16 protein-coding genes and 1 pseudogene are annotated in these 15,857 nt (G+C 66.1%); 11 read left to right on the plus strand and 6 right to left on the minus strand.

What is annotated here, in order from left to right; all coding sequences use genetic code 11:
- Nucleotides 1–208: 208 nt before the first annotated feature.
- The 4 genes from gpmA to L0C21_RS05300 all read right to left on the minus strand — a co-directional run bounded on the left by gpmA (nucleotide 209) and on the right by L0C21_RS05300 (nucleotide 4,212).
- Nucleotides 209–895 (minus strand): 2,3-diphosphoglycerate-dependent phosphoglycerate mutase, encoded by a 687-nt coding sequence (gpmA, locus tag L0C21_RS05285; protein ID WP_259277364.1) that lies wholly within the window; start codon nucleotides 893–895, stop codon nucleotides 209–211.
- Nucleotides 896–1,190: 295 nt separating this feature from the next.
- Nucleotides 1,191–2,432 (minus strand): NAD(P)/FAD-dependent oxidoreductase, encoded by a 1,242-nt coding sequence (locus L0C21_RS05290; RefSeq protein ID WP_259277365.1) that lies wholly within the window; start codon nucleotides 2,430–2,432, stop codon nucleotides 1,191–1,193.
- Between the two features lie 31 nt (nucleotides 2,433–2,463).
- The gene (locus L0C21_RS05295; RefSeq protein ID WP_259277366.1) at nucleotides 2,464–3,597 is read right to left on the minus strand and encodes a M14 family metallopeptidase; all 1,134 of its coding nucleotides are present in this window, start codon (nucleotides 3,595–3,597) and stop codon (nucleotides 2,464–2,466) included.
- A gap of 6 nt (nucleotides 3,598–3,603) precedes the next feature.
- Entirely contained in the window at nucleotides 3,604–4,212 is a 609-nt protein-coding gene (locus L0C21_RS05300; protein WP_259277367.1) for a DUF4136 domain-containing protein, read from the minus strand.
- A 293-nt stretch (nucleotides 4,213–4,505) separates the two neighbouring features.
- Here L0C21_RS05300 and galE point away from each other — a divergent pair, with 293 nt between their 5' ends.
- Nucleotides 4,506–5,504 (plus strand): UDP-glucose 4-epimerase GalE, encoded by a 999-nt coding sequence (gene galE, locus L0C21_RS05305; protein WP_259277368.1) that lies wholly within the window; start codon nucleotides 4,506–4,508, stop codon nucleotides 5,502–5,504.
- A gap of 17 nt (nucleotides 5,505–5,521) precedes the next feature.
- The gene (locus L0C21_RS05310; protein WP_259277369.1) at nucleotides 5,522–7,069 is read left to right on the plus strand and encodes a phosphoglucose isomerase-related protein; all 1,548 of its coding nucleotides are present in this window, start codon (nucleotides 5,522–5,524) and stop codon (nucleotides 7,067–7,069) included.
- Nucleotides 7,070–7,273: 204 nt separating this feature from the next.
- Here L0C21_RS05310 and L0C21_RS05315 read toward each other — a convergent pair whose 3' ends face one another.
- The gene (locus tag L0C21_RS05315) at nucleotides 7,274–8,104 is read right to left on the minus strand and encodes a metallophosphoesterase family protein (RefSeq protein ID WP_259277370.1); all 831 of its coding nucleotides are present in this window, start codon (nucleotides 8,102–8,104) and stop codon (nucleotides 7,274–7,276) included.
- A 240-nt stretch (nucleotides 8,105–8,344) separates the two neighbouring features.
- On the opposite strand from L0C21_RS05315, the gene ykgO reads away from it, so the two are divergent.
- From ykgO to L0C21_RS05330, 3 genes are all read left to right on the plus strand, one after another.
- Complete coding sequence (ykgO, locus tag L0C21_RS05320; RefSeq protein ID WP_259277371.1) at nucleotides 8,345–8,470, plus strand: type B 50S ribosomal protein L36; 126 nt, start codon at nucleotides 8,345–8,347, stop codon at nucleotides 8,468–8,470.
- A 255-nt stretch (nucleotides 8,471–8,725) separates the two neighbouring features.
- Entirely contained in the window at nucleotides 8,726–9,091 is a 366-nt protein-coding gene (locus L0C21_RS05325; protein ID WP_259277372.1) for an HAD-IA family hydrolase, read from the plus strand.
- A gap of 173 nt (nucleotides 9,092–9,264) precedes the next feature.
- Nucleotides 9,265–11,091: a DUF885 domain-containing protein gene (locus L0C21_RS05330; protein ID WP_259277373.1), complete on the plus strand. Its 1,827-nt coding sequence runs from the start codon at nucleotides 9,265–9,267 to the stop codon at nucleotides 11,089–11,091.
- Nucleotides 11,092–11,161: 70 nt separating this feature from the next.
- Here the strand turns inward: L0C21_RS05330 and pyk are convergent, their stop codons facing one another.
- Entirely contained in the window at nucleotides 11,162–12,613 is a 1,452-nt protein-coding gene (pyk, locus tag L0C21_RS05335) for a pyruvate kinase (protein ID WP_259277374.1), read from the minus strand.
- A gap of 101 nt (nucleotides 12,614–12,714) precedes the next feature.
- Here pyk and L0C21_RS05340 point away from each other — a divergent pair, with 101 nt between their 5' ends.
- The 6 genes and pseudogenes from L0C21_RS05340 to ruvA all read left to right on the plus strand — a co-directional run bounded on the left by L0C21_RS05340 (nucleotide 12,715) and on the right by ruvA (nucleotide 15,781).
- The gene (locus tag L0C21_RS05340; protein ID WP_259277375.1) at nucleotides 12,715–13,032 is read left to right on the plus strand and encodes a DUF1244 domain-containing protein; all 318 of its coding nucleotides are present in this window, start codon (nucleotides 12,715–12,717) and stop codon (nucleotides 13,030–13,032) included.
- Nucleotides 13,033–13,121: 89 nt separating this feature from the next.
- On the plus strand, nucleotides 13,122–13,364 hold the full coding sequence (locus L0C21_RS05345; RefSeq protein WP_259277376.1) for a DUF2312 domain-containing protein: 243 nt from the start codon (nucleotides 13,122–13,124) through the stop codon (nucleotides 13,362–13,364).
- A 119-nt stretch (nucleotides 13,365–13,483) separates the two neighbouring features.
- Nucleotides 13,484–13,803 (plus strand): annotated as a pseudogene (locus L0C21_RS05350) (heavy metal-binding domain-containing protein).
- Between the two features lie 106 nt (nucleotides 13,804–13,909).
- Nucleotides 13,910–14,653 (plus strand): YebC/PmpR family DNA-binding transcriptional regulator, encoded by a 744-nt coding sequence (locus tag L0C21_RS05355; protein ID WP_259277377.1) that lies wholly within the window; start codon nucleotides 13,910–13,912, stop codon nucleotides 14,651–14,653.
- Between the two features lie 4 nt (nucleotides 14,654–14,657).
- A complete protein-coding gene (gene ruvC, locus L0C21_RS05360) occupies nucleotides 14,658–15,173 on the plus strand; it encodes a crossover junction endodeoxyribonuclease RuvC (RefSeq protein WP_259277378.1) in 516 nt (171 codons plus the stop codon).
- Nucleotides 15,173–15,781, plus strand: coding sequence for a Holliday junction branch migration protein RuvA (gene ruvA, locus L0C21_RS05365; protein WP_259277379.1), 609 nt, complete (start codon nucleotides 15,173–15,175; stop codon nucleotides 15,779–15,781). Before ruvC ends, ruvA begins: the two co-directional genes overlap by 1 nt.
- Nucleotides 15,782–15,857 lie beyond the last annotated feature (76 nt).

Here is a 15,857-nt window from a genome sequence, read left to right on the forward strand (position 1 = left end):
TCGGCATGGCCCGTAAACGCTCGCAAAGGCCTCTTGCAGCGCCAAAGTGGGCCTGCCCGCTACCACCCTAGCTGAAATAGGTAAAAACCTCTCATAGAGCGTTTAAACCCCCTTAGCGTCGATTTCATGTTTTGAGCGAATCTGAGGGGTTGGCAGGCAACCAAAAAGCGCCCCGGTTGGGCCGGGGCGCTTCGGTGCGTCAGATGCCTTAAAGGTCGTTCAGGTAGTAGCTGCGCTCGGGCGTCAGAGTGTCGTCCAGATCATAGACCAGCGGCTGGCCGGTCGGGATCTCGACCTTGGTGATCTCCTCGTCCGTCAGGCTGTCCAGATGCTTGACGATGCCCCGGATCGAGTTGCCGTGAGCGGCGATGATGACGCGCTTGCCCGCCTTCAGGTCGGGCGCGATGCTCTCTTCCCACAGCGGCAGCACGCGGGCGATGGTGTCCTTCAGGCTTTCGGTGCGCGGTACCGGCAGCCCGGCGTAGCGGCGGTCCTTCGAGACGTCGAACGGGCTGGTCTCTTCCAGGTCCGGCGGCGGGATGTCGTAGGAGCGACGCCAGATGAACACCTGCTCCTCACCCACCTTGGCGGCCATCTCGGCCTTGTTGAGGCCGGTCAACGCGCCGTAGTGGCGCTCGTTCAGCCGCCAGTCCTTCACCACCGGCAGCCACAGCTCGCCCATTTCCTCAAGAACGAGGTTGAGGGTCTTGTTGGCGCGGGTCAGCAGCGAGGTGTAGGCGATATCGAACTCGAAGCCCTTGGCCTTCAGCTCGCGCCCAGCCACGCGGGCCTCCTCGACGCCCTTGTCGGTGATGTTCACGTCCCACCAGCCGGTGAAGCGGTTCTCCAGGTTCCAGGCCGACTGGCCATGACGAATCAAGACAAGCTGAGGCATCGCAATCCCATTCGAACGGATGAAACAAAAGGCTCCGCCGCTGTGTAGCCAACTCGCTCCGCTCAGGCAAAGAAGGTTTTGGGAGAGGGGTTTTTGCAGAGGGCCTGTAACCCCCTGCATCCCCCTCGTTTTGACGGACCGTGCGGGTGATGACGGGGGCAGCCCAATGAAACAGTTTCATGCGGACGTGTTTCCAGAGAGTGCCGGAAACGCCTTCGGCAAAACGAAAGGGAGCGCAAAGGGGCCGCGACTCTTTGAAAAAGCCCTTAAAGATCAATATACAAGCAACGCTTATTCAAGCCGGCACGGCCATCAGGTCCTTCAGCGGGAAGGCGGGGTTGCAGAGGAGGGTTCGGTCCGGCTCCAGCCCGGCCGTGACCAGCTTCTTGCCCGCCATGAAATCCTTGATGCTGTTGATGCAGTCGATGGCGACGACCCGCCCGGCGCGCAGGTAGAGAACCGAGAAGGGGGCAGCATCGGGCGTGCCGCGCACGATGATCTCGTCGTAATCAAGGGCAAGGCCCGCCGTTTGCAGCTTGATGTCATACTGGTCGGACCAGAACCACGGCAGGTCGGCGTAGGGCTCGGGCGCGCCGAGGATCACGCTGACGGCGGTCTTGGCCTGGTCGACCGCGTTCTGCACCGATTCCAGCCGCACCGGGCCGCCGGGGGCGTAGCGGTTCGGGTGGCGGGCGACGTCCCCGATGGCGAGGATGCGGGGATCCGCCGTGCGGCAGAGGTCATCGACCATGATGCCGTTGTCGCAGGCAAGGCCTGCGTCCTGCGCCAGCTCGCAGTTGGGGAGGATGCCGATGCCGACCACCACCACGTCGGCCGGAATGACCTCTCCGCAAGCCAGCGCCACGCCGGTGACGCGGGTTTCCCCCTCGATGGCGGCAACGGCCGTGTTCAGGCGCACGTCCACGCCCTCGGCCTGGTGCTTGGCCTCGAAGAAGCGGGAGACGACCGGGCTGGTGACGCGGGCGAGCACCCGGTCCAGCGCCTCGATCAGCGTGACCTCGTGCCCCAGCTTGCGGGCCGAGGCCGCCACCTCCAGCCCGATGTAGCCGCCGCCGATGACGGCGAGCCTTGCCCCCGGCGTGAGGCTCGCGCGGATGCCGTCCACATCAACGAGGGTGCGGAGGTAATGCACGCCCGGCAGGTGCGCGCCGGGGCAGGGCAGGGGGCGCACCCGCCCGCCGGTCGCCAGGATGCACCAGCCGTAGCGGATGGCCTCGCCCGTGCTGAGCGTTGCCGTGCGGGCCGAGGGGTCGAGGCGGGTGATGGTGGTCTGCGTCCGCACCTCGACAGCTCGTTCCTGCCAGAACTCGGCCTTGCGGAGGAACAGCCGATGCGGCTCCAGCTTGCCCGCGAGATAGGCCTTGGAGAGCGGCGGGCGCTCATAGGGCAGGGCGGCTTCCTCCCCCACCATGAGGATGGAGCCGCCAAAGCCCTTCTGCCGCAGGCCGACGGCGACCATGGCCGCCGCATGCCCCGCGCCCACGATCAGAACGTCCCGCTCCGCCGCCGTCGTCATGCCGCTTTCCTCCTTCTGCCGGGCTGCCGGATTACCGCAGGTTGTCCGCAAGCTCCAGCAGCGCATCGAGGCAGGAGCGGCCCAGATGCTGGCAGCGCTCCGGCGACCAGCCGTGAACCGGGTCCGGATTTTCTGCCGCGTCCTTGAACGGCATTTCCAGCGTCATGGCCAGGCACTTGTAGCGCCCCGCGATGGCGTTGGTGGACATGCTCATGTTGGCCTCGCCCGGCTTGGAGGGCACGTAGCCAACGCGGGTCTGGAAGTCCGGCGTGATGCGGGCCAGCGTGGTCTTGTAGCGCTCCAGCAGTTTGAACTGGTGCTCGGTTGCCTCCAGCACGCCCTCGAAGCCGGCGATGAAGTTGTGCGGCAGGGCCTCGTCGCCATGTACATCGAGGCAGAAGTCGCAGCCGACCGCATCCATGTGGTTGCGGACCAGCAGGACTTCGGGGCTGCGCTCCATGGTGGGGGTGTCCCACTCCCGGTTGAGGTTGACGCCTGCGGCGTTGGTCCGCAGGTGGCCGCGGCGCGAGCCGTCCGGGTTCATGTTGGGGACGATGTAGAACACGCACTTCTCGCGCAGGCGCTTGGTCACGGGGTCCGCCAGGTCGGTCAGGCGGCGCAGCATGCCCTCCACCGCCCACTCGGCCATGGTCTCGCCGGGGTGCTGGCGGGCGATGACCCAGACGTTGCGCTTGTCCGCGCTGGGCTCGCCGATGCGAACCAGGTCCAGATCCTGCCCGTCGAGCGTCTGGCCGAGCACGACGGTGTCAACGCCCGGCTCCTGCGCCATCTCGGCGATGAGATCGTGGTGCCGCTCCATGCTGTAGGGCGCGAAATAGGCGAACCACACGCTGTTGCCGATCGGGGTGTAGTGGATGGTCAGCTCGCCATTGGCGTAGCTGGTCTCCGCCTGCGTCCAGCTCATGCGGTCTTCCGACACGCGGGCCTGGTAGCCGGGCCAGCCGTCCGGATAGGCCGAGCCGCCCGCATTGACGATGGTGATCGTGCAGGGCACGCCCGCCGCGCCGGTGAGGCGGAAGTGGAACCACTGGTAGAAATCTGAATTATGGTCTCGCCGGATGGAGAGCCGGATGTTCTCCGGGCTGTCGATGGAAAGAACCTCGATGTTGCCGCTGTCGAAGTTGGCGGACACCCTAAGCGCCATGATGAATTACCTTCCTGAAGGTTCAACGTACTGGGTGGTTTTGCCCGAAGGGCCGGGGAAGCTGGAGAGCAGGGCATCGGCCAGCTTCGGAAACAGGGAGGCGAAGTCGCCGCCTTCCTCCCGGTCGGTCTCGGTGGTGGCCCGGCCTTCCCACACGGTCTTGCCATCGGGCGTCATCAGCCGCAGGGAGAGGGTGTGGATGCGGGTGCCGTTGTTCTCCTTCTTCTGGCCGAGGCCGAAGGAGGTGCCGACGCTGACGCCCACGTGACTGCCGATGCCGCCAACGCCAAGGCCGACGGAGATGGGCGAGGAGGAGCCATCGCGCAGGGGCGCGCGGGTGGAGGTGACGTAGCCCACCTCGCCGATAAAGTCCGCCTGGCCGCCGCTTGCCGGACGGAAACCGTGGCGGGCCAGCCGCTCGCCCAGAATCGCCGCATATTGCTGAAACTCGAGGCTCTGGGTGACCTTGGGGTCGGCATGGCGCAGGGAGACGGTGCCCGCCTGGGCCACGTCGTTGCGATGGAACCGCACCACGTCCGCCTCGAAGCGCGGGGCCGCGCAGGCGGCAAGGGACGTGGCGAGGAAAGCTGCTGCTAAAAGACGGGTAACGGGCACGAAGGGCGACTCCTGACAGGAATTGGCTGCAAATCTAAGCCCCTCTGGCCAGGACAGCAATCATGGACCGGTGCCGCGTGGTCGATTCACGGCACGTTCAGGCAGGCGGCCCTATGCGCGGCCATGGCCGGGCTTGCCGATTTTAACAGGTTGAAATCGTGGAATTCATGTCCACGTTTTTGTCTCGTAAGGCCCTGCCGTACCGCCGTGGTTGCCATGGCCCGACCAAAGGAGTAGCCGGGCAGGGGTATAATTCGTGCGGTTTCTTCCGCGCAGACTCTCTGGAGGGGGCTTTGAAGGACACGACTGTTCTGGTGACCGGCGGTGCGGGCTATATCGGCAGCCACGCGGTTCTGGCGTTGAAGGACGCGGGCTATCCGGTCGTCGTCATCGACAATCTGGTGACGGGTTTCCGCTGGGCGGTGCCGGAGGACGTGCCCTTCCATCAGGGCGACATCGCCGACGAAGCGCTGCTGGACAAGATCTGCGCGCAGCACGGCGTTGAGGCCATCATGCACTTCGCGGGCTCCGTGGTGGTGCCGGAGTCGGTGGAGAACCCGCTCAAATACTACCACAACAACACCGCCAAGAGCCGCACGCTCATCGAAAGCGCGGTGCGGAACGGGGTGAAGCACTTCATCTTCTCCTCGACCGCCGCCGTCTACGGCATTCCTGAGCAGGTGCCGGTGGCCGAGGACAGCCCCACGGTGCCGATCAATCCCTACGGCGCCTCCAAGCTGATGACCGAGATCATGCTGCGGGATTGCTCGGCGGCCTATCCGTTCAACCACGCAGCGCTGCGCTATTTCAACGTGGCGGGCGCGGACCCTGAGGGGCGCACCGGCCAGTCCACCCGCAACGCCACCCACCTCATCAAGGTGGCGGCCGAGGCCGCGCTGGGCAAGCGCGCCTCGCTCAGCGTCTACGGCACGGACTATCCGACGCCCGATGGCACAGGCGTGCGCGATTACATCCACGTCTCCGATCTGGTGAACGCCCACGTGCTGGCGCTGGAGCGCTTGATCGAGGAGCCGGAGAAGAGCCTGCTCCTGAACTGCGGCTACAACCGGGGCTTCTCGGTGCTGGAGGTGATCGAGGCGGTGGAGCGCGTCTCCGGTGTCAGGATCAGGCGCGAGCTCGCCCCGCGCCGCGCGGGTGATCCGGCCGCGCTGGTGGCGGACAACCGCAAGATTCAGGAAACCTTTGCCTGGCAACCGCGCTACGGCAACCTAGATTTCATCGTTGAGACCGCGCTCCGCTGGGAGCAGCAGGTCGAGTCCCGCGTGAGGTAAAAACAGCTGGAGTGAGCATGACTGTCCCTGCGAGCGGCTTTGATCAGATCTGCGAGGAACTGGTGCATAGGCCGCTCCGGCAACTGTCAGCCGCCGCGCCGCCCCAGCCGCCGTTCGTGCTGGATATCGGCCCGCTCCACATCGATTTCACCAAAACCCATTGGCATCCCAAGCTGTGGGAGGCCGCCCTGCCGCTGTGGCCGCAGGGCGGCTGGAGCGGGGCATTCCGCGCCCTGACGCAGGGCGGCATCGTCAACCCGAGCGAGGGGCGGGCAGCGCTGCACACCGCCGCGCGCGGCTTCATCGTGCCCGAGACGGCGGCGGACGGCAGCCCGGTGCGGGCGGTGGTGGCTGAGGGCGACAAGCGCATGAAGGCGCTGGTCGAGCGGCTGCGCCATCGCGCCGCCAGCGATTACGACGCGGTGCTGCACATCGGCATGGGCGGCAGCGTGCTGGGGCCGGCGCTCGCGGTGGAAGCGCTTGCGGCGGGATACCGGGGCAGGTTTATCGCCCGCTTCCTTGCCAACGTGGACGGCCATGCCTTCCAGCAGGCCATCAACGGCCTCGACCCGCGCCGGACGCTGGTGGTCGCCGTCTCCAAGAGCTGGACGACGGCCGAGACCAGGGCCAACCTGGACCTCGCCCGCACCTGGCTGGAAGAGGGCGGGGTGGTTGCCCCGGCGCAGGCGGTGATCGCTGTCACTGCCGCCAAGGAAAAGGCGCTGGCGGACGGCATACTTGAGGAAAACATCCTGCCGTTCGGCAGCTGGGTCGGCGGGCGCTATTCGGTGTGGTCGCCGGTCGGCGTCACCATCGCGCTGCAATACGGCTGGGAGGCGTTCGAGGCTTTCCGGGCCGGGGGGCGGCTGATGGACACACACGTCGCCGAGGCGGGCGACGGGCCGAGCGCGCCCACCATCGCGGCGGTGCTGGGTTATGCCTACGCCCGCTGCTGCAAACGCGCGACGCGGGGCGTGTTCGCCTATGACGAGCGGCTGGTCTCACTGGTGCCCTACCTTCAGCAGCTGGAGCTGGAGAGCAACGGCAAGGGCGTGAAGGCGGATGGCAGCCCCTACGACGGCCCGGCCATGCCGGTGGTGTGGGGCGGCGTCGGCACCAGCGCGCAGCACGCGGTGTTCCAGTGGCTGCACCAGTCGACTGACTGGGCCCCGGTCGACTTCATCGCCGTGGCCCGGCCCGACCATCCGCACGAGGCCTCGCACCGGGCGCTGCTGGCCAACTGCCTGGCGCAGTCCAGCGCGCTGATGAACGGCACGGACGGCGACGGCGACCCCGCCCGCCGCCACCCCGGCAACCGGCCCTCGACGCTCATTCTGCTCGATCGGCTGTCGCCTGAGGCGCTGGGCGCGCTGCTCGCCTTCTACGAGCACCGCACCTACGCCTTCGCCTGCCTCATGGGCATCAACTGCTTCGACCAGATGGGCGTGGAACTGGGCAAGCGCATGGCGGGCGGCGTGGAGACGGCGCTGGCAACCGGCAACGTGGCGGGGCTGGACCCCTCCACCGCCAATCTGGTGCGGCGTCTGGCGTCGGCGGGGGAGTAGGCGCGAATTTTGATTCGCAGGTATTTTCGCAGAAGATCTCGGACCCTCTGCACTCCCGTTCGTTTTATCGGGCCGCGTATGGCGGGATCGCTTGTGCCCTTTCTGGTTTACGCCGCGGACAAGACCGGGTGCGTCCCGATGAATCGAATGGGGGAATGTTAAGGGGGGCCAAGACCCCCTTAAATCTGTACCTTGTGTGCCCCCTCAATCCGGCAGCAGCGGGCCGACGGAGAGGAAGCGGCGGTTGCGTTCCTCCAGGATGACCGCGCTGAGGACGCCGTGGCGGTAGGCTCCGGTGTCAACGCCGATGCGGTTGGGCAGGTTCTGCGGCTCCGGCGTGATGGTGTGGCCGTGGACGACGACTGCGCCGAAGTCCTCCTCCGACGTCAGGAACGGCTCGCGAATCCAAATCAGGTCCTCCTCCCGCTGCGCGTCCAGCGGAACGCCGGGGCGAATTCCGGCATGGGCGAAGACATAATCCCCGAAGCGCAGGCTGAGCTGGGTGGCGGCGAGGAATCGACGATGATGAAACGGCACGGCATCGCGCGCTGCGGCCCGGATGGCATCCAGATCGCCCGAGTAAAGCAGGCGAGCACTCACCCCATAGCTCGAAAGGGTTTCCATGCCGCCATATTCCAGCCAGGCAGCGGCCGTTTCGTCCGGCGCGGTGCCCGCCAGCACATCGAGAAAGCACTGCTCATGGTTGCCGCGCAGGAAGTGGGGCATGGCCCAGGCGGGGGCAAGGTTGATGAGCCATTCGATCGTCTCGGCCGACTGGGGACCACGGTCGATGTAGTCACCCAGAAAGATCAGATGGGTCTCCGTTGCCGGAAGATCAGGGTCGGGCGCGGCGGTGCAGCTGCCACGCAGCTGCGCGATGAGGCCCTGTAGCAGATCGAGCCGGCCGTGGATGTCGCCAATGGCAACCAGCCGTACCCCCTCGGGCGTGGCGGCATGGGCGAACTGCGGTGCCTCCGGTTCAGGTTCGTCCATGTCGTTGCGACTCGCCAGCCGGGTCAGCAGACGCCTTATCATCCGTTCGTTCTCCCGCTTGTCGGTGTCTCTGATGCCCGTACCCCTGGCCGCCCCGCCATTGCTGTTGGGGCGTGGGCGTTCTATAGCGCATTCGTCCGCCCGCCGCAGCAGGGACGCGCCGGAACGGTGCGCCGGGTAGGCGTTTGCGCGCATTTTAAGCGCGTTAGACTTGACAAAAGGGCCGCCAACCCATATCCGCGCTGCTTCAAGTTTAAACCACGACATAAAACGGCAAGCGTCATGAAAATCCGTAACTCGCTGAAGTCGCTCAAATCCCGCCACCGCGATTGCCGGGTCATCCGTCGTCGTGGCCGCGTCTATGTGATCAACAAGACCAACCGTCGCTTTAAGGCCCGCCAGGGCTAACTGTGGCGATTGCCGGAGGGCCGTCGGCGGTCGTTTTCGACGTCGGCGGCGTTCTGTGTGACTGGGACCCCCGTCACCTCTACGTCAAGCTGATCCCTGATCCCGAGGAACTGAACTGGTTCCTCGCCAACGTGGTCACCCACGACTGGCACTTTCAGCACGACGCCGGCCGCTCGGTCCGTGAGACCATTCCGGAACTGACGGCCAAATACCCAAAATACGCTGAGCTGATCGCGCTCTACGATCTCGCGCTGGATGGAAACCATCCCCAGCGCCATCGAAGGCACCTGCGCGCTGGTGGAAGAACTGGCCGCCAGGGGCGTGCCGCTGTTCGCCATCACCAACTTCTCGGCCGAATTCTTCCCCCGCTTCTGCGCCGACTATCCGATCATGCGCCACTTCCGCGACATCGTGGTCTCGGGGGTGGAGAAGGTCATGAAGCCGAACCCGCGCATCTACGAGATTGCGCTTGGCCGCTTCGGTCTCAAGCCGGGCGAGGGCATGTTCATCGACGACCGGCTGGACAACGTGCAGGCAAGCGCGGCCGCAGGCTTCGTGCCGCACCACTTCCGCTCGCCCGAGCTGCTGCGCGCCGAACTGGAAGCGGCGGGGCTGCTTTAGGTTAAGCGCGGGCCGGTAGCGTCGCCGGAAAAGAATCGACGTTCGGCCAAGCCGGGACGGTGGGCAATTAAATGCTTATGATTTAAGGTCTCGGCCTGCAGGCGATTGGTCTTGCAGGGCACCGGGCCGTTGCCGAGTTATGGCCCGCCTCGTCATCGTCCAAAGGGGCCTTCATGTTTGACCGCCGTCAGTTCGTTGTATCCGCTGCCGTCGCGCTTGCCGCCGGTCGTCTTGCTTCCGCTGCCGCCGCATCCGGCCCGAGCAGCGCGGGGCAGAGGGACGGCAAGTCCCTGACGCAGATTCTTGATGAACTGATGCAGCGGGCCCTCGCCATCTCGCCCACCCTGATGACCATGACAGGACTCGACACCGGGGCGAACGCGTCGGCTCGCGGCCAACTGGATGATCGTTCGCTCGCAGGGGTGGAGCGTTACAAGGCGATCTTCGTCGATCTGGAGCGGGCGCTCGCCGGGTTCGACCCCGCCACCCTGTCCGGCGCAGACTGGATCAACCACCAGACCGCCGCCTATGTGGCGAAAACCACGCTCGAGAGCTACCGCATGCCCTTCGGCGACCCGAACGTGGGCGTGGCGGTGCCATACATCGTCTCCCAGCTGTCCGGCAATTACCGGAACCTGCCGACCTTCCTGACCACCCAGCACCCTGTCGAGACGGCGCAGGACGCGGAATACTATCTCTCCCGTCTCTCCGCCTTGGCCGGGGCGCTGGATGACGAAACGGCGCGGGTGCGGGCGGATTTCGCCAAGGGGGCGACGCCGCCCGACTTCGTGCTGAAGAAGACCCTGGTTCAGCTCGACGCGATCCTCGGAGCCGCCCCGGAAAACTCGGACCTGGTCACGTCGCTGGTCAGCCGGGCCGCGGCCAAGGGCCTTGCGGGCGACTGGCAGGCGCGTGCGGGCGCAATCGTGGCTCAGGAGGTCTATCCTGCCCTGCAGCGACAGAGGGCCGTGCTGGAGGCGGCCCTGCCCACGGCCACCCATGACGCCGGCGTCTGGCGGCTGCCGCAGGGTGGCGACTACTACGGATATGCCATTCGCACCGCGACGACCACCGACATGCCCGCCGATGAGATCCACAAGCTGGGACTCGAACTGGTCGCCCGCTTCTCGGCGAAGGCGGATGCCATCCTGCGCCAGGAAGGGCTCACGCAGGGCACGGTGGGGCAGCGCATCGCCGCGCTGCGCCGCAACCCGAAGTACCTCTTTCCCAACACGGAGGAAGGCCGCGCCGCGCTGATTGCCTATGGCGAACAGCTCACGGAGGCGGTGAGGGCCCGCCTGCCGCAATGGTTTGGACAGTTGCCCAAGGCTCCGGTGGAGATCCGCCGTATGCCCACCGCCATCGAGGCAGGCGGACCCGGCGCATTCTATCAGACGCCGAGCCTGGACGGCAGCCGTCCAGGTCAGTTCATCATCAACCTGCGGGATACGGCCAATCAGCCGCGCTTCGACCTGCCGACGCTGATTCACCACGAGGCGCTGCCGGGGCATCACCTCCAGAATGCCCTGATGATCGAGGCGGCGGACCTGCCCATGCTGCGGCGCATGCCGCTGTTCTCGGGCTACAGCGAGGGGTGGGGACTCTACGCCGAGCAGCTGGCGGACGAGATGGGGCTTTTCGAGAACGACCCGCTGGGACGGCTGGGCTACTTCGCCTCCATGCTGTTCCGCGCCGCCCGGCTGGTGGTGGACTCTGGCCTGCATTACAAGCGCTGGACCCGCGAACAGGCCATTGCCTACATGCGGGAGACGCTGGGCGACAGCGAGGACAACGTCACTCGCGAGGTGGAGCGCTACTGTGTGCAGCCGGGCCAGGCGTGCAGCTACATGCTGGGCTGGCGTGTGTGGACCGAAGCCCGCGCCAGGGCGCAGGCGCGTCTTGGCACCCGCTTCGATATGCGCGTCTTCCACGACCGGGGGCTGCTTTCGGGCAGTATGCCGCTGGATGTGCTGGCCCGCGTGATCGACGACTGGCGGTAGGCCGCGGTTTCCCCGGCGGAGGGGAGCAGGACTGCAGGGGGCCGAACGCCCCCTGCTTGAGCCCCATGGCCTAGCGGCGAGGCAGTTTCTTCAGTTCGTCGCCCTGCAGGCGGGCGATGTGGAGCACGTTGGTGGAGCCGGGCGTGCCGAAGGGGTAGCCGGCCATGAGGATGATCTGATCGCCGCCGTCCGCCAGCTGCGAGCGCAGCGCCATGCGCTTGGACTTGCCGACCATTTCCTCGAAGTTGGCCACGTCGCGCGTGCGAATGGCATGAAGGCCCCAGACGAGGCCGAGCTTGCGCGCCGTCTCCAGCTTGGGGGTGAGCACCAGAATAGGCGTGATCGGCCGCTCGCGGGCGGCGCGCAGCGCGGTCGAGCCCGAGGTGGTGAAGCAGCAGATGGCCTTGGCGCTGAGCGACAGGGCGATCTGGCTGGCCGCCGCCGAGATGGCGTCGGCGGTGGTGGCCTCGGGCTGGATTTCGCTGAAGTGGACGCGGGCCTGGTAGGTGACGTCCTGCTCCACCTGGGTGGCGATCTCATCCATCATGCTGACCGCTTCCAGCGGGTAGGCGCCGGCAGCGGATTCGGCGGAGAGCATGATCGCGTCCGCGCCGTCGTAGATGGCGTTTGCCACGTCCGACACCTCGGCCCGTGTGGGCGTGGGCGACTGGATCATGGATTCGAGCATCTGGGTCGCAACCACCACCGTCTTGCCCTTGGCGCGGGCGCTGGCGACGATCTGCTTCTGGAGGCGCGGCACCTCGGCGATGGGAGCCTCGACGCCCAGATCGCCGCGGGCGACCATCACCGCGTCGGCGAGGTCGAGAATCTCATCGAGGCGCTGCACGGCGGCGGGCTTCTCGATCTTGGCGAGCACCCCGGCGCGCCCCTGGATGAGCTTGCGGGCCTCGGCCACGTCCTCCGGCCGCTGGACGAAGGAGAGGGCGATCCAGTCCGCGCCCTTCTCCAGCGCGAAGGCGAGATCGCTGCGGTCCTTCTCGGTCAGCGCCGCGAGCGGGATGACCGCATCGGGCACGTTGACGCCCTTGTTGTTGGAGAGGCGGCCGCCCACCATCACGCGGGTGACGATACGGTTGGGGTGCACCTCCAGCGTCTCCAGCCGGATTTTGCCGTCGTCGAGCAGCAGGCGCTGGCCGGGGGCAAGGGCCGCGAACAGCTCGCGGTGGGGCAGGTGGACGCGGGTGGCGTCGCCCGGCGCCGGGTCGAGGTCGAGCACGAAGGTCTGCCCGCCCGTCAGCTCAATGGTGCCGTCGGCAAAAGTGCCGACGCGCAGCTTGGGGCCCTGAAGGTCCACCAGAATGGTGGTGGGGCGGCCCAGCTGGCCTTCCAGGTCGCGAATGCGGGAGATGACCTCCGCATGCCCTTCCTGGGTGCCGTGGGACATGTTGATGCGAAAGACGTCGGCGCCCGCTTCGAACAGCGCCCGAATCATTTCAGGCGAGCGGCTGGCAGGACCGAGCGTGGCGAGAATGCGAACCTTGCGGCGGCGTGGTTTGAACATTGTTTTGACGCGCTTATCTCAAATGACAACGGTGACAATATTGCTTAGCAGACATTACAGACATAAGGCATAAAGGGAATTCCCAAATGGAGAACGGTCAAATGGACCGGGCGACTCGGACTGAACTGGAAGCGGCGGCGTTCCGGCGGCTCCTCACCCACCTTCAGCAACGCACGGACGTACAAAACGTCGATCTGATGGGCTGGGGCGGCTTCTGCCGCAACTGTCTTTCTGAGTGGCTGGCGGAAGAGGCCGAGGCGCGGGGACTGGCGCTGGACAAGCACCAGGCCCGCGAATGGGTTTATGGAATGCCCTACGAGGAATTCAAGGCCCGCCACCAGCAGCCCGCGACCCAGGAGCAGCTGGACCGGATGAACGCCAGCCTTGAGGTGAACAAGCGCGTGCGCGGCCAGAGCTAAAGGGGGACTGGCCGCAACCCTCTTGTTCAGCCGGACCTTGGCCGCTACGGATGCCTGTTCTGAAAAGGTTTCCATCAAGGATAGGCGGGATGAGCGAAGTTATTGCGGCCGACCTGTTGCGTCAGCTCATTGAGCGCGTGGAGCGGCTGGAAGAAGAGAAGAAGGGCATCGCAGAGGATATCCGCGAGGTGTTCGCGGAGGCCAAGGCGCAGGGTTTCGACGTGAAGACCATGCGTCAGGTCATCAAGCTGCGGAACATGGAAAAGCACAAGCGCCAGGAAGCCGAGGCGCTGCTGGAGACTTATCTGGCCGCGCTCGGCATGGCGGAGTAAGCCTCTGCCCGTTCTGGCGGTTGAATGAACAGGCGGCGGTCCCACGCGGGGCTGCCGCTTTTCTTTGGCGGCCCCGTGATAGGCTCGGCTTAACCGCTGGACTGTAAAGGGAGCCGCACATGCTGGTGACGACGACGGCCGTTCTTGAGGGCAAGCCGGTGCGCGACTATCTGGGCGTAGTGACGGGCGAGGTCATCGTCGGGGCCAACATCTTCAAGGACCTGTTCGCTTCGGTGCGGGATATCGTCGGCGGCCGCTCGGGCGCTTATGAGAGCACCCTGCGCGATGCTCGCGCCACCGCCATTGCCGAGATGGTTGCCGAGGCCCGTGCACTCGGCGCGGACGCGGTGATTGAGTCGATCTCGACTACGAGACCATCGGCCAGGGTGGCTCCATGCTGATGGTCACCGTGACCGGCACGGCGGTAAAGCTCGCCTGACCCCCTTTCTTCCATGCCGGGTCTGGTGTAGGAGCCAAGGCGATAGTCCACAACAACGATGAGATCGGATCTCAAGGCGTCGCGTCTTGAGCCGAGACCGGAGTCTATGGCAGGTCATTCCAAATTTAAGAATATCATGCACCGGAAGGGCGCGCAGGACGCCAAGCGCGCGCGCGTCTTCTCCAAGCTGTCCCGCGAAATCACCGTCGCCGCCAAGATGGGCGCGCCGGACCCGGACCATAACCCGCGTCTGCGTGCCGCCATCAGCGCGGCGAAGGCCTCCCAGATGCCGCGCGACAATATCGAGCGCGCGCTCAAGAAGGCGCAGGGCGGCGATGTCGAGAACTACGAGGAAGTCCGCTACGAGGGCTTCGGCCCCGGCGGCACCGCGCTGATCGTCGAGGCGCTGACCGACAACCGCAACCGCACCGCGGGCGAGGTTCGCTCCTACTTCTCCAAGTACGGCGGCAACATGGGCGCGAACGGCTCGGTGAGCCACAGCTTCGATCGCCTCGGCCAGATCGTCTATCCGGCCAAGGCCGGTTCGGCCGACGCCGTGTTCGAGGCGGCGCTGGAAGCGGGCGCGGATGACGTGGTCTCCGACGAGGAAACCCACGAAATCTATTGCAGCCCGGACAGCCTGCACGAAGTGACCCGCGTGCTGGAAGCCAAGCTCGGCGAGCCGGACAGCGCCAAGCTGGCCTGGCGTCCGCACGACATGGTGACCGTGGACGAGGCCGCCGCCATCAGCCTGATGAAGCTGATCGACGCGCTGGAAGACAACGACGACGTGCAGACCGTCTGGGGCAACTATGAAGTGCCCGACGACGTGATGGCCAAGCTCGGCTAAGCGGGTGGCCAAGGCCAAACGCCTGATCGGTCTCGACCCCGGCCTCGCCAAGACCGGCTGGGGCGTTATCGACGTGGACGGCCTGCGCCTCACCCACGTCGCTAACGGCACGGTCTCGACGGACCGGGTGGACGACCTGGCGGAGCGCTTAGTCGCGCTCCACCAGGGTCTGCTGGAAGTGTTCAACACCTGGCAGCCGGACAGCGCGGCGGTCGAGGAAACCTTCGTCAACAAGAACCCCACCTCCACCCTCAAGCTGGGGCAGGCGCGCGGCGTCGTTCTGATGACGGCCAGCCTCTACGGCCTGCCGGTCGCCGAATACACGCCGAACCACGTGAAGAAGGCGGTCGTTGGCGTGGGCCACGCCGCCAAGGAACAGGTGGACGCCATGGTGCAGCGCCTGCTGCCGGGGGTGAAGATCTCCGGCCCCGACGCCTCAGACGCGCTGGCCGTCGCCATTGCCCACTCCTACGCCGCCGGAGCGCAGGCGGTGCTCGCCAAAGCCAAGAGGATGGCCTGATGTTCGCCAAGCTCCGCGGTGCCGTCGATACCATCGGCGAAGACACGGTCATCATCGACGTGAACGGGGTGGGTTACCTCGTCCACGCCTCCAACCGCACGCTGGGCCAGCTGCCCCCGGTGGGCCAGACCATCACGCTCTTCATCGAAACCCAGGTGCGCGAGGACGCGATCACCCTGTTCGGCTTTGCAAAGAGCGAAGAACAGCGGTGGTTCAAGCTGCTGACCTCCGTGCAGGGCGTGGGCGCGCGGCTGGCGCTTTCCATCCTCACCGCCCTGTCGCCCACGGACCTCGGCAACGCCGTTGCTCATCAGGACAAGGCGGCCGTCGCCCGCGCCAACGGCGTCGGCCCCAAGCTCGCCCAGCGCATCGTCATCGAACTGAAGGACAAGGTGGGCGCAATCCTGCCGGACTTCGAGGTGGCCCCCGCTGCCGCAGCCTCGCCGGGATCGGCGCTGGCCGATGCGGTCTCCGCTCTCGTCAACCTCGGCTACCGCCCGGCGGAAGCCAGCGCCGCCGTCTCCGCCGCCAAGGGCAAGGTGGGTGACGCAGGGCTGGACGATCTCATCAAGGCCGCGCTGAAAGAGGCCATGAGCGGGCGGTTGTAAGGCGGGGTAAGGCGCTGGATATTCGACTATTGGAGGGCTTACGGCGGACCGGCAGTTTTGGTATGAAGGATATTAG

Source organism: Pedomonas mirosovicensis, assembly GCF_022569295.1.
In the GTDB taxonomy this organism is placed as follows: Bacteria; Pseudomonadota; Alphaproteobacteria; order Sphingomonadales; family Sphingomonadaceae; genus Pedomonas; species Pedomonas mirosovicensis.